Source organism: Vibrio palustris (assembly GCF_024346995.1).
In the GTDB taxonomy this organism is placed as follows: Bacteria; Pseudomonadota; Gammaproteobacteria; order Enterobacterales; family Vibrionaceae; genus Vibrio; species Vibrio palustris.
Map to the genome: position 1 here is coordinate 2363774 of NZ_AP024887.1, position 23355 is coordinate 2387128.

Annotated in this window: 19 protein-coding genes; 6 read left to right on the plus strand and 13 right to left on the minus strand. The window is 45.0% G+C overall.

The genetic code is table 11. The features are described 5' to 3' along the window. Positions 1–25 precede the first annotated feature (25 nt). The 8 genes from OCU30_RS11065 to pilM all read right to left on the minus strand — a co-directional run bounded on the left by OCU30_RS11065 (position 26) and on the right by pilM (position 7261). Positions 26–1510, minus strand: a complete 1485-nt coding sequence (locus tag OCU30_RS11065; RefSeq protein WP_077314118.1) for an SPOR domain-containing protein — start codon at positions 1508–1510, stop codon at positions 26–28. A gap of 52 nt (positions 1511–1562) precedes the next feature. Then, the gene (gene aroB, locus OCU30_RS11070) at positions 1563–2642 is read right to left on the minus strand and encodes a 3-dehydroquinate synthase (RefSeq protein ID WP_077314119.1); all 1080 of its coding nucleotides are present in this window, start codon (positions 2640–2642) and stop codon (positions 1563–1565) included. Positions 2643–2672: 30 nt separating this feature from the next. Continuing rightward, a complete protein-coding gene (gene aroK / locus OCU30_RS11075; protein WP_077314121.1) occupies positions 2673–3191 on the minus strand; it encodes a shikimate kinase AroK in 519 nt (172 codons plus the stop codon). A 187-nt stretch (positions 3192–3378) separates the two neighbouring features. Then, on the minus strand, positions 3379–4704 hold the full coding sequence (locus OCU30_RS11080; RefSeq protein ID WP_159439119.1) for a type IV pilus secretin PilQ: 1326 nt from the start codon (positions 4702–4704) through the stop codon (positions 3379–3381). After that, the gene (locus OCU30_RS11085; RefSeq protein WP_077314124.1) at positions 4694–5209 is read right to left on the minus strand and encodes a hypothetical protein; all 516 of its coding nucleotides are present in this window, start codon (positions 5207–5209) and stop codon (positions 4694–4696) included. The genes OCU30_RS11080 and OCU30_RS11085 overlap by 11 nt, the downstream gene beginning before the upstream one ends. Continuing rightward, positions 5202–5771, minus strand: coding sequence for a hypothetical protein (locus tag OCU30_RS11090; RefSeq protein ID WP_077314126.1), 570 nt, complete (start codon positions 5769–5771; stop codon positions 5202–5204). The genes OCU30_RS11085 and OCU30_RS11090 overlap by 8 nt, the downstream gene beginning before the upstream one ends. Then, the gene (locus tag OCU30_RS11095; RefSeq protein WP_159439120.1) at positions 5758–6318 is read right to left on the minus strand and encodes a PilN domain-containing protein; all 561 of its coding nucleotides are present in this window, start codon (positions 6316–6318) and stop codon (positions 5758–5760) included. Before OCU30_RS11095 ends, OCU30_RS11090 begins: the two co-directional genes overlap by 14 nt. Next, complete coding sequence (pilM, locus tag OCU30_RS11100) at positions 6311–7261, minus strand: pilus assembly protein PilM (protein ID WP_159439121.1); 951 nt, start codon at positions 7259–7261, stop codon at positions 6311–6313. Before pilM ends, OCU30_RS11095 begins: the two co-directional genes overlap by 8 nt. Before the next feature lie 141 nt (positions 7262–7402). Between pilM and OCU30_RS11105 the strand changes: the two genes are divergently transcribed. After that, positions 7403–9943 carry a penicillin-binding protein 1A gene (locus OCU30_RS11105; protein ID WP_077314132.1) on the plus strand — a complete coding sequence of 847 codons (2541 nt, stop codon included), beginning with the start codon at positions 7403–7405 and terminating at the stop codon, positions 9941–9943. Between the two features lie 41 nt (positions 9944–9984). Here OCU30_RS11105 and oxyR read toward each other — a convergent pair whose 3' ends face one another. Continuing rightward, positions 9985–10896: a DNA-binding transcriptional regulator OxyR gene (oxyR, locus tag OCU30_RS11110; RefSeq protein WP_077314133.1), complete on the minus strand. Its 912-nt coding sequence runs from the start codon at positions 10894–10896 to the stop codon at positions 9985–9987. A gap of 147 nt (positions 10897–11043) precedes the next feature. Between oxyR and OCU30_RS11115 the strand changes: the two genes are divergently transcribed. From OCU30_RS11115 to OCU30_RS11125, 3 genes are all read left to right on the plus strand, one after another. After that, positions 11044–11772: a glutathione peroxidase gene (locus OCU30_RS11115; RefSeq protein ID WP_077314135.1), complete on the plus strand. Its 729-nt coding sequence runs from the start codon at positions 11044–11046 to the stop codon at positions 11770–11772. A 123-nt stretch (positions 11773–11895) separates the two neighbouring features. Further along, entirely contained in the window at positions 11896–13353 is a 1458-nt protein-coding gene (locus OCU30_RS11120) for a dihydrolipoyl dehydrogenase (RefSeq protein WP_077314137.1), read from the plus strand. Positions 13354–13520: 167 nt separating this feature from the next. Further along, the gene (locus OCU30_RS11125; RefSeq protein ID WP_077314139.1) at positions 13521–13778 is read left to right on the plus strand and encodes a DUF3624 domain-containing protein; all 258 of its coding nucleotides are present in this window, start codon (positions 13521–13523) and stop codon (positions 13776–13778) included. A 151-nt stretch (positions 13779–13929) separates the two neighbouring features. Here OCU30_RS11125 and argH read toward each other — a convergent pair whose 3' ends face one another. The 4 genes from argH to argC all read right to left on the minus strand — a co-directional run bounded on the left by argH (position 13930) and on the right by argC (position 19026). Then, complete coding sequence (gene argH, locus OCU30_RS11130) at positions 13930–15804, minus strand: argininosuccinate lyase (RefSeq protein ID WP_077314140.1); 1875 nt, start codon at positions 15802–15804, stop codon at positions 13930–13932. A 140-nt stretch (positions 15805–15944) separates the two neighbouring features. Continuing rightward, complete coding sequence (locus OCU30_RS11135; protein WP_077314142.1) at positions 15945–17159, minus strand: argininosuccinate synthase; 1215 nt, start codon at positions 17157–17159, stop codon at positions 15945–15947. A gap of 61 nt (positions 17160–17220) precedes the next feature. After that, positions 17221–18012: an acetylglutamate kinase gene (gene argB, locus OCU30_RS11140; protein WP_077314143.1), complete on the minus strand. Its 792-nt coding sequence runs from the start codon at positions 18010–18012 to the stop codon at positions 17221–17223. 9 nt (positions 18013–18021) lie between these two features. Next, complete coding sequence (argC, locus tag OCU30_RS11145) at positions 18022–19026, minus strand: N-acetyl-gamma-glutamyl-phosphate reductase (RefSeq protein WP_077314145.1); 1005 nt, start codon at positions 19024–19026, stop codon at positions 18022–18024. Between the two features lie 157 nt (positions 19027–19183). Between argC and argE the strand changes: the two genes are divergently transcribed. Together argE and ppc are read left to right on the plus strand one after the other, a co-directional pair. Beyond that, positions 19184–20323: an acetylornithine deacetylase gene (gene argE / locus OCU30_RS11150; RefSeq protein WP_077314147.1), complete on the plus strand. Its 1140-nt coding sequence runs from the start codon at positions 19184–19186 to the stop codon at positions 20321–20323. A gap of 210 nt (positions 20324–20533) precedes the next feature. Continuing rightward, entirely contained in the window at positions 20534–23167 is a 2634-nt protein-coding gene (gene ppc / locus OCU30_RS11155) for a phosphoenolpyruvate carboxylase (RefSeq protein WP_077314149.1), read from the plus strand. The last annotated feature ends 188 nt before the right edge of the window (positions 23168–23355 follow it).

Here is a 23355-nt window from a genome sequence, read left to right on the forward strand (position 1 = left end):
ACATATTTTCATGCGAAGCTCAGGTTTATTTCGTACGAGTTAACTCTCTTTGCACTTGACGTAAAGACTTCGCCCAAGGCCCTAAAGACTGTAGTCGCCCTGGAAGTGTACTCACCGCGTCCCTGGCCATCTGAATCGTCGGATAATTTTCATACGTAATGATATACCATGTCGTCCCACTACGCAGAGTGGGATAAACATTAACGCTGCCATCCAATTGGAACTCATTCAAAAACTTACGAACTTCACTTAACGATTTGGCCGCCGCCAACTGTAACGTGTAACTACGTGGCGACATGCTGTTAAGATCCGCACGTGCAGCATCAAAAGATTGAGATAATTCATCTTGTTGCTGCTCGGCTTGCTGCTGAGCTTGCGCCATATTGCTCGGTTGTGGCTTTTTATCACCATCATCGACTAACGCATCAACCACATCAGAATTAATGACAACTCGGTTCTGCTCATCTTCTGGTTTACCCCCTACTCCTGTCATATCTTCTTTGACTTCAGGAGGTAACGATGAGGCATCATCATTAGGAATCGTATCAACTTGCTCTTGCGATGTAGAGCTTGGCTGAGCATGCGTACCGACCACGGTCGATGAGCGTGGTGTTTGCGGTTGAGAAGTCACCGGGTCGGAAGTATTACTTGATGACGAATCTGTTTGGGGTAACGTTGGGATAGCGGTTTGCTCGACGACTTTTTTAACGCCAGTGTGGCTATTTTCTCCCGGTTCTGGTTGAGAAAGCATCCACCAATATCCAGCGCCAATTAATAAGGTAATGATCACCACCAGCAGCGCAATATTAAACGGCGAACCAACAATAGACTTAACAACAACTCGTTTTTCAGTTTTTTTATCAGCCAATGCCATAATCGCTCCCGGTGTGCGTTGGACTTTTTTATATGCGTTACGGACGCGTTTTTCCATCGCATCCTCAATAAACCGCATAACTCGATTTTCAAATAACCGATCCGCCTCTTCTTCACTTAACCGCTCAATTTCCAGATCGATAGGTTTTAATTCTTGCCCGTAAGTTAAGCGAGTTAGTAGTGTTTCTAAACGATTGGACTCGACAAATAACATCACATTAATTGTCCAGGCAGGATTATCTTGGCATTCGAGAATCCACATCCAGAGTTCAGACACTAAGGTCTCTGACAATAAATGAGCATCGTCAATAGCCACAGCAATATTACAGCGACTGTCCGCAAATAAAGCCGAGAAACTATCAATAAGCGAATCTTTAGGATTAAAGAGAGGTTCAGAAACCAGTTGAGAAAGGATGGTGGTACGACGCTGTTCATCGGTTTGTTGTGGATGACATAACACCAACGCTTGGTTGGTGTCATCGGCATACTCTTCAAGGTAGCGTTGCGCTAGCCAAGATTTACCCGCGCCTTCGCTGCCATAAACATTCACTAAATTGGAACCAAACCTTGTCAGCAGCTGTAACCGCTCCAACAATTCAGTTTGCGAATCTAATTCCAGTTCATGCGCCAAGTTCATCGAGTCATCCTATTGATTTAACAGCGTCTCACCAATAATGACAGAATTTAGGTTAACGTCCAAGCTCAATTGCTTGAGCCATGATCTCATTTGAGACCCCTTTCACTACTTCTGCTCTTCCTATGGTTGTCGGAAGAATCAGACGTAGCTCCCCTGCCAATACTTTTTTATCGCGCATCATATGCTTAATAAAATCATCAAACGACATACTTGCCGGCGTCTCTACGGGAAGTTGCGCTTTTTTAAAGATAGCAATGATTCGTTCAACTTGCTCTGCAGAAAGTAACCCTTCAAGCTGAGCAGTGCGTGCAGCCATAACCGTACCAGCGGCGACCGCTTCGCCGTGTAGCCAATTACCATAACCGAGTTCCGCTTCGATGGCATGACCAAAAGTATGTCCAAGATTAAGCAAAGCACGAATGCCTGCTTCTTTTTCATCTTTTGCTACCACTTCAGCTTTGATTGCACAGCAACGCGCAATGGCATACGCCAAAGCTTGTTCGTCAAGTGCATACAAGGAGTCCATATTCGCTTCGAGCCAAGCAAAAAACTCGCCATCATAAATGATGCCGTATTTAATCACTTCCGCCATACCTGCCGCTAACTCACGCTGAGGTAACGTTTTTAGGCATTCTGTATCAATCAGAACCGATTGTGGTTGATAAAATGCACCAATCATATTCTTACCCATAGGATGATTCACTGCGGTTTTACCACCGACAGAAGAATCCACCTGCGACAATAATGTCGTTGGGATCTGAATAAAATCCACACCACGCTGATAGCAAGATGCAGCAAAGCCCACCAAATCACCGATAACGCCACCACCTAAAGCAATCACTACGACATCTCTGCTGTAATTATGCTCAAGCAAGTAAGTCATCACGGTGTTGAAGGTGTCGAGGCTTTTATACTTCTCACCATCCGGCAGTGCTAAGACAGAAGATTCACATTGTAATGAATCTAACATCGACACTATTTTATCTGCGTACAACGGCGCAACAGTGACATTACTTATCACCAGCACTTTCTGTTTTTCAGATAAACAAAGCAGCGCCGGATTATTAAATAACCCGGCGCCAATGGAGATTGGGTAACTACGTTCACCTAAATTGACCGTAATCCGTTCCATGGGATCGACTCCTGTGCAAAAAAGAACTTATTAATGTTCTTCTAGCATTTTTACAATCTGGTTGGCTACCACTTTTGCACTTTGATCATCAGTACGCACGACAATGTCGGCGACTTCTTCATACTGCGGATTACGTTCTTCCGCTAGTGCTTCTAATACCTCGCGTGGTTGATCCGTTTGCAGCAAAGGACGTTTTTTGTCTCGGTTTGTGCGGGCTAACTGTTTTTCTATCGTGGTTTCTAAGTAAACCACAATCCCACGCGCAGATAGGCGGTTGCGGTTTTCTTTACTCATTACTGAGCCACCACCAGTTGCGAGCACAATACCTTGCTGCTCCGTTAGGTCGTTGATAACAGTTTCTTCGCGTTTGCGGAAACCTTCTTCACCTTCGACATCAAATACCCAAGAGATATCCGCACCAGTGCGCTCTTCGATAACCGTGTCTGAGTCAACAAAATCCATATGGAGTTGTTGAGCAAGGTGTCTACCAATTGTACTTTTGCCAGCGCCCATAGGCCCAACAAGAAAAATATTGCGTTTTTCAGCCATGTTTAGCAGTAATTTACAACGTTAATTCAATGACATCGCCGCAAGATTGTCCAGACAGAATAAAACGATAGGAATGCTTGCGGCACCTATTCCTCACAGATATTTCGTGATAAGACCCGAAATTATCTAGATCTGACTCCAGTAATGCAACTTTAATTTTAAAGATTGTTGCATTTATTTTGCTAAGTTATTGAATAACAACCTTTGGCGTCACAAATATCACCAATTCATTTTTGTCTTTTTCTTCATAACTACGCCGAAATAGCTGTCCGAGCAGCGGTAAGTCACCCAAGAGTGGTACTTTTTCCACCCCTTTCGTTAAGCTGTGTTGATAAATTCCACCTAAAACGATCGTTTCGCCATCATTGACCATTACCTGAGTGCCAATTCGCTGCGTTTGAATCGCTACGGCATCGCCCGTACCAATTGCCACTGAACTTCCGGGCCGGTCTTGAGTTACATTCAAATCTAACAGCATTTGATTGTTAGGTGTAATATGCGGAGTCACCTTCAAACTGAGTACCGCCTTGCGAAAAGAAACCGACGTCGCTCCACTAGACGCCGCTTCTAAATAGGGAATTTCAGTACCTTGTTCAATATAGGCAGGTTTTTCATTGGTGGTCAGTAAACGCGGACTCGAAATAATTTCCGCTTTCGACTCGCTTTGTAAAGCCGAAAGCTCAAGATCTAACAAGGTATTAGGCCCCAATGTCGCCACCTGAAACGCAATGCTGGCCGCTCGTGGGGAGGCACTGGGTAATTGCACTGTGAGATCATCGGTAATACTGTTTTCCTGCGTCGGGCGCAGCCCCTCTAGAGTTCCAGCGATCTTCGTAGGACGCTGTCCTTGAAAGGTTCCCCACCGAACACCAATATCAACTAGCTCGCCTTGGCTCATCGTCACGATACGCGCTTCAATCAATACTTGTTTCATCGGAACATCGAGCATAGACACCAGCTCTTTTACGCGCTGTATATGGGTCGCGGTATCGTGTAACAATAACGAATTTGTCCTTTTATCCACTTGTACACTGCCTGTGGTCGATAAAACATCCTCTCCATTTTTTGCAGTTATTACTTCAATCAGCTCATCAGCTTTAGCGTAATGAACAGGAATTTTCTGGTATTGCCGATGCTCAGCTAAAGCATTGGCCTTGCTCTGATAATTCTGAATCACGTTGAGCGGTGCTACCCACAACACATTATTATCCGCTTGATAACTTAGACCCTTCATCCTTAAAATGGTGTCTAGCGCACGCTGCCAAGGCACATTATGTAAATTCACCGAAATAGTTCCGGTGACTTCCTCATCAATCACCACATTAAATCCATGCTTTTGTGCCAATAGTGTTAAGACTCTTCTCACTTCGATTGATTGAAACTGTAATGATATGAGATTCGATGAGGTATCGCGTACTTCATCCTGAGCCAAAGCTGGAAACGACATCATCGTCCATAACAAGAGTCCACCGCGACACCAATACATAATCACACTCCATAATCTAGTGTTCATCGCTTTCCTCCTTTGACGATAATGACAACCAGGATTGATCACAGCGCCCATTATCAGAACGCTCTAGAATAGCAACGCCCAGCGCGTTCACTTGTTGTACCAACGCTTGGCCGTGTAACAAATCATCCCCTGCCTGCACCCAAATTAGTTGTTTTGATGGCAAACCAATAATCGCAAAATACTCTCCGTGCTCTTGAACAATCCCCTGTAACTCAAATCGATGATGGGTAGGAGCGATGTTTTCAAACGATGAACGCTGTGACTGGGGGCTGCGGCCATAAATAACACAAGTAGAGAGGCTGACGCTAACGCCGACTTCCTGCGCGCCACTGAGTATAAAAGGCGAATGTTTAGCAACAACCCCTCGCAAATCAGGGAGTGTTGTCACAGTAGAGGAATGGCGTGAACTGTCGCTAAAATCGTCAATTATCTGTGTTTGGCCTTGAATAGCCAAGGCACCCTTGGTTGCTGCTATCAACAACAGCCATATTACCCACCTAATCATGAGCGACCGCCTTAGACCATGGCAATATCCGCAAGCGCCCTGATAACCTGATACTATCTTGTGTTTGAGAACGAGATTGCCACTTAAGTTCGAGCATCTCTACATCACGTCCGTAGTGCGTCAGTACATTGATTAACTCACCCAACAGCCGATAGTGACCAATGACTTTGAAGCGAATTTCTGTCACAGCGCCAGATGAATGAGCGCTACTCACCATGACGTACTCAACGACTAATCCCACATGCCGCGCCTGCTGAGTAAACCAAGTGACAACATCAGGTTGATAAGACGCGCGCTGCACTTGTGCCAATTGATGCTTCATAACCATGGCGGTACGATGCGAGTGTTGCCACATCATTACCCGCTGATGGCGTTGCTCCCATCGCTGTTGTTCAAGCCGTACTCGTTGCTGGTGATCCTGTAATTGTTGGTAAGACGGGCGCCATAGCAAAAGCACGATGAGGCATTGAATTATCCCCCACAGGCCAAGGAATCCCCCCAGCTGTTGACGCCATGAATACCGTAAAATGACAGACTGAACCCAGTATTTAACGTACCTCATCCGCAGATTCCCTCGGCTGGTCAATTTTAAGCTTAAACACATGTTCAACGGGCTGACGCTTTGTCACCATGACCGATGATAAGGTGACACGCTCAAATTCTGGTATCGCTTGTAAGGCGCTCACTAACTGCTGCAAAGCCGCCTTATTGTCAGTGGCTCCCACAATTTCTATCTGCTGTTGAAACCATCGCATGCTCTCAAGGTGGGTCCCTTGAGGTAATAGTTTCGGCATCTTATTCATTAACACAATTAGTTGGTTATGCCGGTGAATACGCTGCGATAAACGGTAAAAATCCGACTTAACCTGTCGATCATGTTGGGATTCCATTTGCCATTTTTTATACTTAGGCTGTAATTGACGTGCTTTTTCTTGCCAGTGATGTTGCTCATTTTGCAGCTGTAATTTCTCATGTTGAAACCACATAAAAGGCAGGTAAATACTCAACATAACGCTGGTAATCAATAGGCTCAGCATTATCAATAGCCGCCACTGACAATGCCGTTGATACGCCTCACGCCAAGGCAAGAGATTCATTACCTCATGCATGATGATTTCTCTGCCAACACAATCCCTGCATTGCAATCCCAACCGCGCCAGCAAAGCGTGCATTACACCGCGGGTGGTGTTCAACATGATGTAAAAAACCGTTCCAGGACAACATTTGGCATGGCCAATCAAGTTGCCGCCCTAGCCTTGCCACCGCTTGGCCATCATCACTCCCTATACCAGCGATCCACACACACTGTGGGGCAGCTCGCATATACAAAGATTGGAATCGTTGGATAGAAGGAGTAATACGCGTTAACCACTCCTGTGGATAAACGACAGACGCCGATGGCTCAAACGCGGCATAAGAAAAAGTATGAAAACACAAGTCTTGGCTTTGCGAACAAAAACAAAGCGTGGCCTGCTTGTGACCAATATACAGCAACACACTGGTAGCAAGCGTGGAGCCCCTGCTTAAAGATTGATACAACTGCAACAAACCTTGGCTATGGCTATTGATCAAGTAAGGTATTAAACCAGCCGCTTTTAGTGCTTTCACGCGGTTATTAATCAGTGTTTTGCGCGTTGCAAACACTCGGTAAGTTGGCCCAAAACCTGATAAATTCGCCTCATAGGGCAAAGCAAGATAATCGATGGCTAATTCTTCAGGTAAAATACCGCATTGTTCACTCATGATAGCTAACAATTTTTCGTCTGGATTTTCGTAGCTATCTAATTGTAATTCCTTGGTAATTATGGCTGAGTCGGATAAGGTTATCGCGACTTTGCGACTAAATCGCGGGAAAGTCTTTTTTAGTTCTTTGAGTTTCTTTACAATTTTCTGATAACCCAGCATGCCATTATCAGCGAAAATACAATCGGGAACGGGTAGCTCAGAACATGCCACTACGTTATACGTATGATGGCTTGACGGCGTTAAAGTCACCGCTTTTATGCTATGGTGACCAAAATCAATACCTGTAACTCGTGATGATATACCCATGCAGCTCCGCTCCAGTGATTCCAGGTGCCCAGCTTGTTTGTGCATGAAAAGTTAATACACAAATGATTGCCTCAAGCTGACTAGAACACTAGAGTACAAGGGTTTGCTAAACAGCAGCCTCTATTAAACAGGGATTCTCCGGTGAAGTTCATAAAGCGTTTATTAATATTCTCATTAATTTGCATCATTCTTGGAGCCACGACTGTTTTTGGTTTTTATTTATACGTAAAACCTGAACTACCCGATGTCGCGACATTAAAAGATGTGAAACTACAAACTCCAATGCAGGTGTATAGCCAAGACGGCAAACTGATGGCTCAGTTTGGCGAAAAGCGCCGTATTCCTTTAAAAATTGATCAAATGCCGAAAGAGCTGATCGATGCCTTCATTGCGACCGAAGATTCGCGCTTTTACGAACATTATGGCTTCGATCCAATTGGTATTGCCCGTGCTGCTGTTGCGGTAATGATCTCGGGTAGCGCGTCACAAGGGGCGAGTACGATTACCCAACAGCTTGCTCGTAACTTCTTCCTCTCAAATGAGAAGAAAATCATTCGTAAGATCAAAGAAATCTTTATTGCGGTACATATTGAACAACTCTTAACGAAAGACGAAATTCTTGATTTGTACTTAAACAAAATTTACTTAGGCTACCGTGCTTATGGTGTCGGCGCAGCAGCACAAGTGTATTTTGGTAAAGAAGTTAAAGATCTGACATTAAGTGAAATGGCCACGATTGCAGGTTTACCAAAAGCACCTTCAACTATGAACCCTATTTATTCATTACGACGTGCAACACACCGTCGTAATGTTGTATTAGCTCGTATGCTTGATGAGCATTACATCACTCGTGAGCAATATAATCAGGCGAAATCAGAGAAAATCGTTGCCAGCTACCATGGAGCTGAAGTCCAACTTAATGCGCCATATGTTGCCGAAATGGCACGTTCATGGATGGTGAAAAAATATGGTGATGATGTCTATACCTCAGGGAAAAAGGTCTACACCACCATTGACTCAAAACTGCAAGAAGCGGCTAATAAAGCAGCGGTCACTAACTTACTGAACTACGATGAGCGTCATGGTTTCCGTGGAGCTATTAACCAGCTATGGAAAACGCCAAGCAAAGCTTGGGATACCGATAAAATTAAACATTACCTTGATGACGAGCCGACTTACGGCGAGCTATATCCAGCAATCGTGACTAAGGTGGATGACAAAACAGCGACGGTTGTGGTTAAGCATCACGGCACGCAAGTGATTGCGTGGCAAGATATGAACTGGGCACGTCGTTATATTACTGACGATCGCCAAGGTCCATTACCACAAAGTGCGAGTGATATTCTCAGTCAAGGCGATCAAATCTGGGTACAACCTCTACCTGGTAGCGATCAACCGGACGACTTGTCGTCAGAAGATCCCAATCAATTAGATCGCGAGCAGTTTAGCCACTGGAAATTAAGTCAGGTGCCGAGAGCGAATACCGCATTCATCGCCATGAATCCAGAAAATGGCGGCGTGAAAGCACTCGTGGGTGGCTTTAACTTTGTACATAATAAATTTAATCGCGCAACCCAATCGGTAAGACAAGTGGGTTCGAGTATTAAACCATTCATCTACTCAGCAGCATTAGATAGTGGCATGACCTTGGCGACGTTAGTCAATGACGCCCCGATTAATAAATGGGATAAGAGTCAAGGTACAGCATGGCGTCCGCAGAACTCGCCACCACGCTATCGCGGCCCTACGCGTATTCGTATCGGCCTTGCCCAGTCGAAAAACGTCATGGCAGTGAGAACATTACGTGAGGTTGGCTTAGAAAAGGCGCGTCACTATTTAACTCGCTTTGGATTTGATTTAGACAAGTTACCACGTTCTGAGACCATTGCTTTGGGCGCAGGTAGCCTAACCCCAATGAAACTAGCACAAGGGTACTCTGTCTTTGCTAACGGCGGTTATTATGTGGATCACTTCTTTATCCAAAAAGTCGATGGGCCATTTGGTAAAACCGAGTACAAAGCGAAACCTAATGTTATCTGCGATAAGGAATGTCAAAGCAACGATAATACCGCTGGGTTTGATGAACAAGATGCCGACAGCGATGTTCACTACGCCCCTCGCGTTATTTCAGCTCAGAATGCATTTTTAGTGCGTGAAATGATGTATAGCAACATCTGGGGTGGCGGTAACTGGAGTCATGGTACCGGCTGGAACGGTACCGGCTGGCGAGCTCAAGCTCTCCACCGCCGTGATATTGGTGGTAAAACCGGTACAACCAATGATTCCAAAGATACTTGGTATGATGGCTTTGGGCCTGATCTGGTTGCAACCTCTTGGGTAGGGTTTGACAATCATAGTCGCAACCTTGGCCATACAACAGCCAACCCAAATATCAAAAATGATATGCATGGTGGTGAATCTGGTGCAAAAACCGCACAACCAGCGTGGATTGACTTTATGAAGCACGCTTTGGCGGATGTGCCCGCTCAACACAAACACGTGCCAGATGGCATTGTCCGTGTACGTATTGACAGGGCGACAGGACTGTTAACGAACAAATCCGACTATACATCAATGTTTGAGTACTTCATTGATGGGACTCAGCCAACAGAATACGTGTCTGATAGCCAATCAAATAATATCTATACCTCACCAAGTGATGGTGGCGATAGCTTGTTTTAAGCGCTCAACATAAAAAAGCTGACCTCTCGGTCAGCTTTTTTTTATTCTCCAGAAGCCTGTTTTCGCAGCCCATACAAACGCTGCTCCATCACTTCGGCTAGTTGCTCAAAACGATCTTTCAATGGTGACCCTGGTCGATACACAACAACCAAACGGCGCGATGGCACCGGATTAACCGCTTTTACATAAGCAACACCATCTTTTTGCTTGGCGTCCGGTAAAGACAGTTCTGGCAATAACGTAATACCACTACCCGCGGCTACCATATTACGCAAGGTTTCTAAACTGGTGGCTTTAAAGCTTTCATCATCTTTTGCTCCAGCAGCAAAACAGAAACCTAGAGCTTGATCGCGTAAACAATGCCCATCCCCAAGTGATAACACCGTATGCCCTTTGAGAGCTTGCATATTTACTTCATCATACTCAGCCCACGCATGATCACAGGGAACAGCAATACTTAATGGCTCAATATAGAATTCGATTTCTTTAAAGGCCTCAGTTTCTTGTACAGACGCTAATACTAAGCAGTCTAACTTGCCTTCTTCCAGTAAATGTACCAATTGCTGGGTTTGGGCTTCATGCAAATACAGCTCTAAGTCTGGAAATTGTTTTTTAAGCTCTGGGACCACTTTGGGCAACAAATAAGGTCCTAAAGTTGGAATAAACCCCATGTGGATCGGCCCACTCATCGAACCGCCCTGTTCACTGGCCATTTCCTTAAACATTTTTACTTCACTTAAAATACGTTTCGCCTGCTGTACCAACTTCAAGCCTGAATCAGTAAACAGAACTCTGCGGCTACTACGTTCTAAGAGTACACTACCTAATTCATCTTCGAGCTTGCGGATTTGCCCGCTTAGGGTTGGTTGGCTGACAAAACAAGCCTCGGCCGCTTTACGAAAATGTTGATGCTCCGCCAACGCTACTAGATATTCAAAGTCACGAATATTCATTGCTTCTCCACATAGAACAAACCTATTAAAACAATAGCATTAAACGATTATGACTATCAAAGCATTTGTATTATCTTAATCACATCAAAACAAGCTAGTAACAACTAAGCTCTATATACGAATACTACTAAATAGGAATACGATTTTATGACTATCGCAAAAGAAGGCCAAACCGTCCCTCAAGTCACTTTCCCAACTCGCCAAGGCGATGCATGGGTTAACGTCACCACAGATGAGCTATTCAAAGGTAAGACCGTTATCGTATTTAGCTTACCAGGTGCGTTTACCCCTACTTGTTCATCAAGCCATCTACCACGTTACAACGAGTTGCACTCTGTATTTAAGCAATACGGCGTTGATGACATCCTATGTGTTTCTGTTAACGATACCTTTGTTATGAACGCATGGAAAGCCAGCCAAGAAGCCAACAACATTACGTTTATTCCTGATGGTAACGGCGAATTTACTGACGGTATGGGTATGCTGGTTGAGAAAAACGATCTCGGCTTTGGCAAGCGTTCATGGCGCTACAGCATGCTAGTAAAAGATGGCGTTGTAGAGAAAATCTTTAGCGAGCCAAATGAACCAGGCGACCCGTTCAAAGTGTCAGATGCAGACACTATGCTCCGCCACATTGCACCGGCGCACAAAACTCAAGAATCAATCACAGTGTTCACTAAACCAGGTTGTACTTACTGTGCTAAAGCGAAACAAGCGTTGCACGATGCACACCTTCAATACGAAGAAGTTGTACTTGGTCAAGATGCCACTACCGTAAGTGTGCGTGCCATTACTGGCCGTGACACCGTTCCTCAAGTCTTTATCGGTGGTAAACACATCGGTGGTAGCGAAGAACTTGAAGCTTACTTAGCTTAATTCATCGATACATTAAGGGAGAGGCTCACCTCTCCCTGCCTTCCTAACTCAGGACCTTAACCGGTCCGATATTCAGAAATTATGTTTATCAGTAATGAAGTCATTCATTGCTAAGGACCCGTTATGCAAAAAATTCAAGTAAATGTGGCCGTCATTGGCGGTGGCACAGCAGGACTGGGTGCGTATCGTGCAGCCAAAGCTCACAATGAAAATGTGGTAATGATTGAAGGCGGCCCATTTGGGACCACGTGTGCACGTGTGGGTTGTATGCCGTCCAAACTACTTATTGCCGCTGCAGAAAGTGCTCACAACATAGAAAAAGCGCCTGCGTTTGGTGTGCATCCCAATGGTCCTGCTGTGATTAATGGTCGTGAAGTGATGGACCGCGTCAAACGAGAGCGCGATCGCTTCGTTGGGTTTGTCTTAGAAGGTGTTGAAGAAATTCCGGCCAGTGACAAGATCAGTGGTTACGCGAAATTTAAAGATGATCATATACTTATTGTTGATGATCATACCGAAATAACCGCAGATCGCATCGTTATTGCTACGGGTTCACGCCCTGCTTATCCTGCGGTTTGGAATGAATTGGGCGATCGCCTGATCATTAACGATGATGTTTTTGCATGGGATGACTTACCGCATTCCGTTGCTGTCTTCGGCCCTGGTGTCATTGGTTTAGAACTTGGGCAAGCATTACACCGCCTTGGCGTTAAAGTGAAGGTGTTCGGCCTAGGTGGGCAAGTGGGCCCATTAACCGACCCTAAAGTGATGAACTACGCCAAAGAAGCCTTTCAAGAAGAGTTTTACCTCGACCCGAACGTGCAAATTGACAATATGACGCGCGTCGAGCATAGCGATAAGGTCATGATTCGCTTTACCAATCTTGATGGTTCACAAGAAACCTTTATTACCGATTACGTATTAGCAGCCACTGGTCGCCGTCCTAATGTCGATAAGCTGGGCTTAGAACATACTTCATTACAGTTAGATGAGCGTGGTGTACCGACAGCAGACACCTTCACACTACAGACGTCAGCCAAGCATATTTTCATTGCTGGCGATGCCAGTAATCAATTACCGTTACTGCATGAAGCGGCGGATCAAGCACGTATTGCGGGCGATAACGCTGGACGCTTCCCTGATATTCGCGCCGGACTGCGTCGCTCCACCATTTCAGCCGTATTCTCAGATCCTCAAATAGCGATGGTCGGTGAAACACATCGCCAACTACAACAACGTCTTGGTAACTGTGGCTGTTTTGAGACAGGTGAAGTGTCTTTCGAAGGACAAGGCCGTTCTCGCGTCATGTTACGCAATAAAGGTTTGCTGCACGTGTATGCAGAGCAAGGCACTGGACGTTTCCTTGGCGCAGAAATGATGGGGCCGAATGCCGAACACTTAGCGCATTTATTAGCTTGGGCACATCAAAATAAAATGACCATTTCAGAAATGCTCGATATGCCATTTTATCACCCAGTGATTGAAGAAGGCGTACGCACCGCACTCAGAGATGTGAACGCAAAATTACACCTAGGTCCAGAAATGGTGAAACATTGCTTAGACTGCGGCCCTGGCTGCTAAGTACTGATATCAATAATCCTATAATAATAACAAAACAATAACGCACCCTGCACTTTCGCCCGAGCCATCCACTCGGGCTTTTTTTTATCATTAAGCCCCATCGATTTGTCAGATAAAACCCCAAAGCGATATACTCATCGTATAGACGCATTGAGGTTATCTAGGTTATGGCTTGTCGTGACTGCTCTGAAAATTGGTTTTGGAAAAAACTTGGCCGCTGCAAACGGTGTATGGATCAACTGACCTCATTATCCGTTATCTGCTGGGTGGTATGGTTCGTATGGTTTAAAGAGACACCAAGTAGTATTGGCTCTATCGCCTTACTCTTCGCAGGCTTTGCTTGTAACGTACTTTTATTTCTCCATTTATGGATGAAGTTTGTCGTCTTACCTTTAAAAAAGCGACACGACGGCGATCAACAATAAATAGGCACAAAAAAACCTCAAAACTAGAATAAGTAGCTTTGAGGCCTCTTAGAACATTCTAAGAAAAAGCAGTGGTCCTTAAATAGACCCTGCTTTTTTTGTTTGGTTCCTTAGTGAAGATAATTTTCGACACCAAGCATTATGCGAGACATTACAACGATGTCGTTTGCATGATCAATTGCTCGTTCAAATTAACTTCTAACGCGACTTCATCACAAGCATGTTGACGCGGGCATTGCTCACAATCTTTCAAGACTTTCTCTGGCAATAGCATTTTCGATGTCGGTAAGAAATCTTGCTTCATAAAGAACTCAGGTGTACGTGTTAAGACAAACACCTTATTAATGGCCATATTACGAGCTTTGTTGACGAGATAGTGGACAATCGCTGCGCCCTGCCCTTGACCTTGCCATCCTGCCTCAACCCCTAAAGAGCGGATTTCCGCTAATCCAGAATCATAGACATACAAAGAGGCACACCCAGTAATTTCTCCGTTATGTTCCACGACCGCAAATGAACCAATATCGCGCACAATTTCGTTTCTTGAACGAGGTAAGTTCTCCCCCATGTTCGCCCAATAAGCGACCATACCTTCAAGAGACTCCACATCGGTCAAACGAGCCGGACGTACCTGAATGTCTGAACTCACACGCGTATCCAAACGCTTCTGCGCTTCTTCAACCGCATAACGCACTTGATGAGGGGCAACACCGCCTTTGGCACACCGCTTCGACAAACAAGACTCAATCGTCAGTATTTCGTAGACATCCTCTTCGATTACCGGAGAAAATACTTTTAACTCGTCTAAACTTAAATCTTCCAGTGGCATGCCACGACGAATCGCTTCAACCACCGCAACACCGACAATATGGTGGGCTTCACGGAATGGAATGCCTTTTGATACCAGATAATCCGCCAGCTCAGTGGCATTCGCATAGCCTTGTTTCGCTGCTTCTAAAGTACGTTCTTTGTTAATCTTAATGCCTTCAAAACACAAAGCGGCCATGGCCATGCACTCGTTCCACGTATCCAATGCATCAAACAAACCTTCTTTGTCTTCTTGCATATCTTTGTTATAAGCAAGTGGTAGCGCTTTTACCGTCATCATCATGCCAGCGAGCGAGCCGTAAACACGACCAGTTTTACCACGGATTAATTCCAAGGCATCTGGGTTTTTCTTTTGCGGCATCAATGATGAGCCAGACGTTACCGTATCAGCTAACTCAATAAAACCGGACTCACCTGAGTTATAGAAGATTAAATCTTCCGCCATACGTGATAAGTGCAGCATAGAAATCGACGCTACAGACATAAGCTCCATCACATGGTCACGATCAGAAACCGAATCCAATGAGTTACGTGTCGCACGGCGGAACCCTAAGTTATAGGCAAGATTTTCACGGTCAATCGCATAAGCGGTTCCTGCGAGTGCGCCAGAACCTAATGGGCAAGTATCTAAACGTTTAATGGCATCTTCTAAACGTGAATAATCACGCTCGAACATTTCAGAGTAAGCCAAACACCAGTGCGCAAACGTGACGGGTTGAGCACGTTGTAAGTGTGTATATCCAGGTAGCACCGTGTCATGGTGTTGAGAAGCGACATTCACCAATTGGTTTTGCATTTGATCTAATGTCATAAGTACTTGACGACCTTGCTGACGACACCACAGCTTTAAATCAGTCGCGACTTGATCATTACGTGAACGACCGGTATGAAGTTTTTTACCTAAATCCCCCACTTTATTAATCAACTGCTGCTCAACCCATGAGTGGATATCTTCTGCGTCAGACGCCAGAATTTGCTCAGGATCTTCCATTACTTCCATTTTAAGTTCATTCAATGCAAGTTCTAGACGCTGCTGTTCTTCTTCTGTCAAAACATTCACAGACAGTAAAGCTTTAGACCAAGCAATAGAACCGACAATGTCTTGTTCTGCTAGTCGGTAATCAAAGCGCAATGAATCATTAAATTGTTTAAATCTGGTGTCTGCTGCTTGGGTGAATCTTCCGCCCCATAATGCCATTGCGTTTCTCCTAAAACTTTAGTGCCTAATCACTAAGGAGGTGACTAGATTGCTTCTTTCTGCCAGTGAGGATTAATTTAGGGAGCATGCGTTGCTGCTCCCTTTATTAGTATTGTTATTTATCTTTTACTACGGTTATTTTACTTCTTTGCAGCGTTCATTGCACGGATACGACTCGCGAGAGAGTATAAACGGATGAAACCACCGGCATGGCTTTGGTCGTAAACTTCGTCTTCACCAAACGTTGCAAACTCTTCTGAGTACAAGCTGTTATCAGAGCGTTTTTGAGTAGCAACCGCCTGACCTTTGTACAGTTTGATCACAACTTCACCGTTTACATCTTGTGCCAATGACTCAGACGCTGCCATTACTGATTCACATAAAGGCGTGAACCAACGACCATCGTAAACCAACTGCGCCGCTTTAATGCCTAGTTCTTCACGGAACTCAAATGAAGCTTTATCCAGTACGAGCTGCTCAACAGAACGTAACGCTTCCATCATGATGGTACCTCCTGGAGTTTCGTAACAACCACGAGACTTCATACCAACCAAACGGTTTTCTACGATGTCGATACGACCAACGCCGTGTTTTGCACCCTTTTCATTAAGGTCTAATAATGCTTCGTATGGCGTAACAGCTTTGCCGTCGATAGCCACAACTTCGCCTTTCTCAACGTTTAACGTTACATACTCAGCTTCGTTTGGCGCTTGCTCAGCATCAACAGTCCATACCCAGCAATCTTCGTTTGGCGCATTCCAAGTGCTTTCTAGTACACCGCCTTCAGTTGAGATGTGCCATGCATTCGCGTCACGAGAATAGATTTTTGTCAGAGATGCGGCACAAGGGATGTTACGTTCGGCAAGGTAATCTAGGCACTCTTCACGGCTCACAAGATCCCACTCACGCCAAGGCGCAATTACGTGAAGATCTGGGGCGAGTGCCGCAAAAGCACCTTCAAAACGTACTTGGTCATTACCTTTACCGGTACAACCATGAGCAAGTGCATCCGCGCCCACTTTACGTGCCACTTCAACTTGCGCTTTGGCAATAATCGGACGAGCCATTGACGTACCAAGTAGGTATTTACCTTCATAGTAAGCGCCCGTTTTTAGCGTTGGGTAGATATAGTCTTTTACCATTTCCGCTTTCAGATCCGCGACGTAACACTCTGATGCACCAGAAGCGATCGCTTTTTCTTCAATACCCACTAACTCTTCGTCACCTTGACCGACATCCGCCACAAATGCGATAACTTCACAGCCGTAGTTCTCTTTCAACCATGGAATGATAACCGACGTATCAAGACCACCAGAATAAGCGACAACAACTTTTTTGACTTCTACTTTGCTCATAATTTTTCTCCACATCACCTAAACGTATTTCGCTCAGGATTGTTTGTATTAAATTTTTTGATTACTGCGGTAAAAACTGCGTACCAATACTTTGACCCGCAAAAAGCTCAGTCAGCTTTTCAGGGTAACGCCAAGTCGCGACCTCTATTGGGCGACCAAGATCTTTGGCTGCACCTAATGCCGCTTGCACTTTGACGATCATGCCATCGGTAATCACATGGCTTTTAATCAAAGCATCAGCTTGGGATTCATTTAAAGACGTCAGCAACTGACCTTGAGCATCAAGAACACCACTCACATCCGATAAAAGGACTAACTCTGCTTCTAACGCTTGTGCCACTGCAACAGCAGCTTGATCTGCATTGACATTCATCATTTGTCCATTGGTCGTTAAGCCAATAGAACTGATAATCGGTAACGTGTGTTGGCTTAACATCGCTTTTAAAACGGTCGCATCGCCGGCTGATGCTTTACCCACTGCACCAAGCTCAGGGTGCAGCTCTTCCACTTGGCATAAACCACCATCAGCAAGGCACAGGCCGACAGCATTTAAACCATTTTTAATCGCATGCCCTTGCAGCATTTTGTTTGCTGTACCAGCTAAAGCACCGGCAATAACTGGAATTTGATCATAAGGAGTGACACGTAAACCGTCTTTTTTCACCGTTTCAATGTGCAATTTTTCCATTAGGTCATCAACCAAGTAACCGCCACCATGTACGATAACAATAGGACGATTCGCTTGCTGCTGATAAGACCCAATCGCTGTAAATAATGCCGCCAACGTGTCATGATTTTCTAATGCCGCGCCGCCGAGCTTAACAACGAGTGGACTTTGCTTAGTATCTGACATGTCTACCCCTTAAACCAAAGCCGTGAGTTCATTGAAACCATAATGGATATTCAGACATTGCATTGCTTGCGAAGAGGCACCTTTCAACAGGTTATCAATGGCAGATACCACGATGATGTGCTGACCTTGTACCTTCCAACCAATATCGCAAAACGGTGTATTAGCAACATTATCAATCGTTGGTAATGTGTCGCCAACAAGCCGAACGGCAGGCTTATCAGCATAAGCGCTATCATAAGCGTCAGCGACGTCAGCTGCCGTCACGCCCGGTTTTAATTTCATGGTAATCGTCGCCAAAATACCACGCTTAAAGTTGCCTAAATGTGGAGTAAAGATAACATCACACCCCAAATGCTCAGCAATCTCAGGTTGATGGCGATGCGTAAACACACCATAAGCCGCTAAACTGACTTCACAAAAACTGTTTGTCATTGACGCTTTGCGTCCTGCGCCCGACACGCCGCTCACCGCGTTAATCACTGGCCACTGCTGGTTATCAACACATTGAGACGCTAATAAAGGTTTAATCGCCAATTGAGAGGCGGTGGGGTAACAACCTGCAACAGCAACAAGCGGCGTTTGTTTAATGGCATCAGCGTTCCATTCCGCTAAGCCATAAACGGCTTTTTCTAACCACTGAGGGTGTTGATGTTCAAAGCCATAATAAGAAGAATAAAAATTCGCATCATCGACACGGTACGCACCAGACAAGTCAAATACCTGACAGTCATGTTCTAAAAAAATAGGCGCTAAATCGTGGCTCACTTGGTGGGCAGTCGCTAAAAAAACCACATCACTTTCTTTGGCAACAGCAACAACATCCGTTAATGGCTCAACTGGCTCATCGACTAAACCAAGTAACTTGCCATATAACTGCGACATAGGTTTGCCAGCATCAACACTATTGGCGGAAACAAATAAACCTGATAGCGTTAGCTCTGGGTGTTTTTTCACCATAAGAGCCAGTTCTGAACCTGCGTAGCCGCTTGCGCCAACAATTGTCGTTTTTAGCATCGTGATACACCCACTGTATTCTTGTGAAAACTGCTCTCAACTTATGATTATAAATTTTTAAAATAAAGCTGATTTCGGTTTTTTATTCATAAAAAGTGATTTAATATGTGTTTTACCTTTTCAATCTATTTCTGTCAATAGTAGGAGCCAAGTTTCTATGCAAATACCTAGTTTTCTCGAGGTTTATGAAGGATTAATTTCAACTTCCTCTATCAGCTCCTCAGATCCGAGCTTAGATGAAGGTAATGCCAAGGTGTGCGAAAAAATGGCCGACTGGCTTACAGCGCTCGGTTTTCAAGTAGAAAGCGAAGAGGTTGAACCCGGTAAAATCAACTTAATGGCAAAAAAAGGAGAAGGCGAAGGCGGCCTATTAATGGCAGGACACACAGATACTGTGCCATTTGATGAAGGTCGTTGGAATTATAATCCTCATGCATTAACCCAAGATAACCAGCGCTTTTATGGTTTGGGAACCGCCGACATGAAAGGTTTCTTTGCGTTCGTTATGGAAGCGGTGAAAAAGATTGAGGATTGGTCTCACCAGAAAAAACCGCTCTATATTTTGGCGACGTGTGATGAAGAAACTACCATGCTTGGCGCGCGTCATTTTTCTGCCACCACACCATTCAAGCCGGATTATTGCATTATTGGTGAGCCGACTAGCTTAACACCGGTATACGGTCATAAAGGACATGTAGCTAATGCCATTCGTATTACCGGAAAATCTGGGCATTCATCCAATCCAGCGTATGGCGTTAATGCCATTGAGATCATGCATGAAGTATTAGCACCAATGCTGCAATTACGCGATCAATTATCTCGGACTTATCATCACCCCGGCTTTGAAATCCCCTCACCGACACTCAACCTTGGTCATATTCATGGTGGTGATAGCCCCAACCGTATTTGTGGCTGCTGCGAACTACACTATGATGTGCGCCCGCTTCCTGGTATGAGCTTAGATGGTTTGCATAACTTACTCACCGACGCCCTCAAAGAAGTCGCTAGCAAGTGGCCCGGACGTATCGACATTACCCCACTACATGCTCCCATTCCTGGTTATGAATGTGCTCATGACCACCCATTCGTGACCCAAATGAGCGAACTTAGTCAATTGGAAGCACAAACGGTGAACTACTGTACTGAAGCGCCATTCTTACAAGAGGTCTGCCCAACCTTAGTGCTCGGTCCAGGTTCCATTGAGCAAGCGCACCAACCGGATGAATTCCTAGCGTTTGAGTTTATCGATCCAACCATTGATGTGTTATCTAAAACCATGTGGAAATATTGTTTTTAACTATCCACCGAGCCTAATGAGCGCCTTGGATGCAGTGTTGATAGCACCAAGGTTCTCTTACAACGGGGCAACCTGTTTTATATCAATGGAAAGTAAATTAGGAAGATAATTCTTCCCCTTAATTTGACGAGGAGTCACAAACAGGGTTAGATTGAAGCGTTAATAAAAACAACATTGGATGTCATTTTTTAAAAACAGGACGACGAGAACATGAAAGAGAACTACGCCGCTCTCAAAAGCAACGTGAGCATGCTAGGGCATCTTCTGGGTAAAACCATTCAAGATGCTGACGGCGATGTTATATTGAAAAAAGTAGAAAAAATCAGAAAGTTATCTAAATCTGCCCGGTCAGGTAACCACGAAGATAGGCAACATCTGATTGAAGAAATTGAATCCCTTCCTGACGACCAAATGCCGTCGATTGCGAAAGCATTTAACCAATTTCTTAACCTCACTAATATCGCTGACCAATACCACTCTATTTCTCGTCACTGTGACGCGAATACCATGTCAACCGACCCGATTGACGCGCTGCTTGAGAAACTCGATAGCAATAATATTAGTAAAATCGATAGCGGCCAAGCGATTCGCGAGCTAGACATTGAGCTAGTTCTCACGGCGCACCCAACCGAAATTACACGTCGTACCATGATCAACAAACTCGTCAAAATTAACGAATGTTTGTCTGATCTTGAGCTCAGCGAGCTATCACCGAAAGAACGTCGCCGCACTGAACTACGCCTTGAGCAATTAATTGCGCAAGCTTGGCACTCTGATGTGGTGCGTAAACAGCGCCCAACACCACTTGATGAAGCCAAGTCTGGATTTGCAGTCGTCGAAAACTCGCTATGGAAAGCCGCTCCGGATTTCTTACGAGACTTAAGTGAACGTTGCATCAATTACTATGGTGAAGCTTTGCCGATCGATGCCAGACCGATCCATTTCTCATCGTGGATGGGCGGTGACCGCGATGGTAACCCACATGTCACTCACACCATCACACGTGAAGTGCTGCGCATGTCTCGTTGGAAAGCGGCAGATTTATACTTAGGGGATATCAATGAGTTAATCAGCGAACTGTCGATGATTAAATGTAATGATAAAGTGCGTGAACTCGCTGGCCCAGACGCACACGAACCCTACCGTGAAATTCTGAAACAACTGCGTGATTTATTGCAACAGACGAAAGATGTTCTGGATGCCAAAATTCATGGGCAAGTCCTTGCAGAAAAAGCACCATTACGCTATTCCGAACAGCTTTGGACACCGTTATTAACCTGCTACGAGTCATTGCATGAATGTGGCATGGGCGTTATCGCCGATGGTTCACTCCTCGATACTTTGCGCCGTATTAAGACATTTGGTGTACATCTTGTTCAACTCGATATTCGCCAAGAAAGTACACGCCATGCCGATGTCCTTTCTGAGCTAACGCGTCATCTTGGCATTGGTGACTACGCGCATTGGAGCGAACAAGATAAACTGTCTTTCTTAACCACTGAGCTAGCCTCAAAGCGCCCATTACTGCCCACCAACTGGCAACCATCGGCAGACGTTCAAGAAGTCATTGATACCTGTAAAATCGTTGCATCTCAGCCGCGCGATGCATTTGGTGCTTACATTATTTCTATGGCGAGAACCGCGTCTGATGTCCTAGCGGTACACTTAATTTTACAAGAAGTTGGCTGCCCATATCGTATTGATGTATGTCCATTGTTCGAAACCTTGGAAGATTTGAATAATGCAGAAGCGGTCACCCAGCAATTAATGGATATCGACCTCTACCGAGGCTTTATTAATAACAAGCAGATGATCATGATTGGTTATTCTGACTCCGCTAAAGATGCTGGCGGCATGGCGGCAGGCTGGGCACAATATCATGCGATGGAATCTTTAGTTCGCGTCTGTGAAGAGTCTGGCGTCGATCTTCGCCTATTCCATGGGCGTGGCGGTACAATTGGGCGTGGCGGTGCTCCTGCGCATGCAGCCTTACTTTCTCAACCGCCGAGCAGCCTCAAAGGCGGCCTACGAGTCACTGAACAAGGTGAAATGATCCGCTTCAAACTTGGCCTGCCTGAAATCGCCGTTAATAGCTTCAATATGTATGCCAGTGCGATTTTAGAAGCGAATCTCCTACCGCCACCAGCACCTAAACAAGAATGGCGTGATTTAATGGAAGTTCTTTCACAAGTCTCTTGTGATGCTTATCGAAAAGTAGTGCGTGAACAACCACAATTTGTACCGTATTTCCGCCAAGCAACTCCAGAGCTAGAGCTAGGAAAATTACCGCTGGGTTCTCGCCCATCCAAACGTAACCCAAATGGCGGTGTTGAAAGCCTACGTGCGATTCCATGGATATTCTCTTGGAGTCAAAACCGCTTAGTTCTACCCGCTTGGTTAGGCGCAGGCGAAGCGATTCAGTATTCAATTGATAAAGGGCACCAAGCACTGCTCGAAGAAATGTGCCGTGAATGGCCATTCTTCTCAACGCGTCTTGGTATGCTAGAAATGCTATTTACCAAGTGCAATGCCGATATTGCTCAGCATTACGATGAGCGTTTGGTCGATGAAGAGCTACGCCCACTCGGTGAACATTTACGTATTCAATTGAAAAAAGACATCAAGACGATATTAAATGTCGAGAATAACGATAACTTGATGCAAAGCGACCCATGGGGACACGAATCAATAAGCTTACGTAACATCTATGTTGAACCCCTTAACATGCTACAAGTAGAGCTGTTATATCGTACGCGTAAAACAGAAACTCCTTCAGCAGAACTCGAAGAAGCGCTCATGGCAACTATTGCAGGAATTGCGGCAGGTATGCGTAATACTGGATAACAATCAGTATAATATTCTGTAAAAGCCCCAAAAGGTCGCAGCTGTGCGGCCTTTTATATTACCTAACAACCACTACTGAGATTATTATCAGTTTTTTATCTAGATCCTGATTGCTGTTCTACCTTGTGCGTATTATTTAGATATACTACGTTCTCAACGCGATGTTCATCTACTAATTATAAATCGCA

Excerpts from the sequence above, each read along its gene's own strand:
- argH (WP_077314140.1), bottom strand. The coding sequence starts at position 15,804 with ATGGCATTATGGGGCGGAAGATTCACCCAAGCAGCAGACACCAGATTT.
- OCU30_RS11135 (WP_077314142.1), bottom strand. The coding sequence starts at position 17,159 with ATGAGCAAAGTAGAAGTCAAAAAAGTTGTTGTCGCTTATTCTGGTGGT.
- OCU30_RS11125 (WP_077314139.1), top strand. The coding sequence starts at position 13,521 with ATGGCTTGTCGTGACTGCTCTGAAAATTGGTTTTGGAAAAAACTTGGC.
- OCU30_RS11090 (WP_077314126.1), bottom strand. The coding sequence starts at position 5,771 with ATGAGGTACGTTAAATACTGGGTTCAGTCTGTCATTTTACGGTATTCA.
- OCU30_RS11115 (WP_077314135.1), top strand. The coding sequence starts at position 11,044 with ATGACTATCGCAAAAGAAGGCCAAACCGTCCCTCAAGTCACTTTCCCA.
- aroB (WP_077314119.1), bottom strand. The coding sequence starts at position 2,642 with ATGGAACGGATTACGGTCAATTTAGGTGAACGTAGTTACCCAATCTCC.
- OCU30_RS11095 (WP_159439120.1), bottom strand. The coding sequence starts at position 6,318 with ATGCATGAGGTAATGAATCTCTTGCCTTGGCGTGAGGCGTATCAACGG.
- argE (WP_077314147.1), top strand. The coding sequence starts at position 19,184 with ATGCAAATACCTAGTTTTCTCGAGGTTTATGAAGGATTAATTTCAACT.
- oxyR (WP_077314133.1), bottom strand. The coding sequence starts at position 10,896 with ATGAATATTCGTGACTTTGAATATCTAGTAGCGTTGGCGGAGCATCAA.
- pilM (WP_159439121.1), bottom strand. The coding sequence starts at position 7,261 with ATGGGTATATCATCACGAGTTACAGGTATTGATTTTGGTCACCATAGC.
- OCU30_RS11080 (WP_159439119.1), bottom strand. The coding sequence starts at position 4,704 with ATGAACACTAGATTATGGAGTGTGATTATGTATTGGTGTCGCGGTGGA.
- argB (WP_077314143.1), bottom strand. The coding sequence starts at position 18,012 with ATGTCAGATACTAAGCAAAGTCCACTCGTTGTTAAGCTCGGCGGCGCG.
- aroK (WP_077314121.1), bottom strand. The coding sequence starts at position 3,191 with ATGGCTGAAAAACGCAATATTTTTCTTGTTGGGCCTATGGGCGCTGGC.
- OCU30_RS11120 (WP_077314137.1), top strand. The coding sequence starts at position 11,896 with ATGCAAAAAATTCAAGTAAATGTGGCCGTCATTGGCGGTGGCACAGCA.
- OCU30_RS11085 (WP_077314124.1), bottom strand. The coding sequence starts at position 5,209 with ATGATTAGGTGGGTAATATGGCTGTTGTTGATAGCAGCAACCAAGGGT.
- OCU30_RS11065 (WP_077314118.1), bottom strand. The coding sequence starts at position 1,510 with ATGAACTTGGCGCATGAACTGGAATTAGATTCGCAAACTGAATTGTTG.
- argC (WP_077314145.1), bottom strand. The coding sequence starts at position 19,026 with ATGCTAAAAACGACAATTGTTGGCGCAAGCGGCTACGCAGGTTCAGAA.
- ppc (WP_077314149.1), top strand. The coding sequence starts at position 20,534 with ATGAAAGAGAACTACGCCGCTCTCAAAAGCAACGTGAGCATGCTAGGG.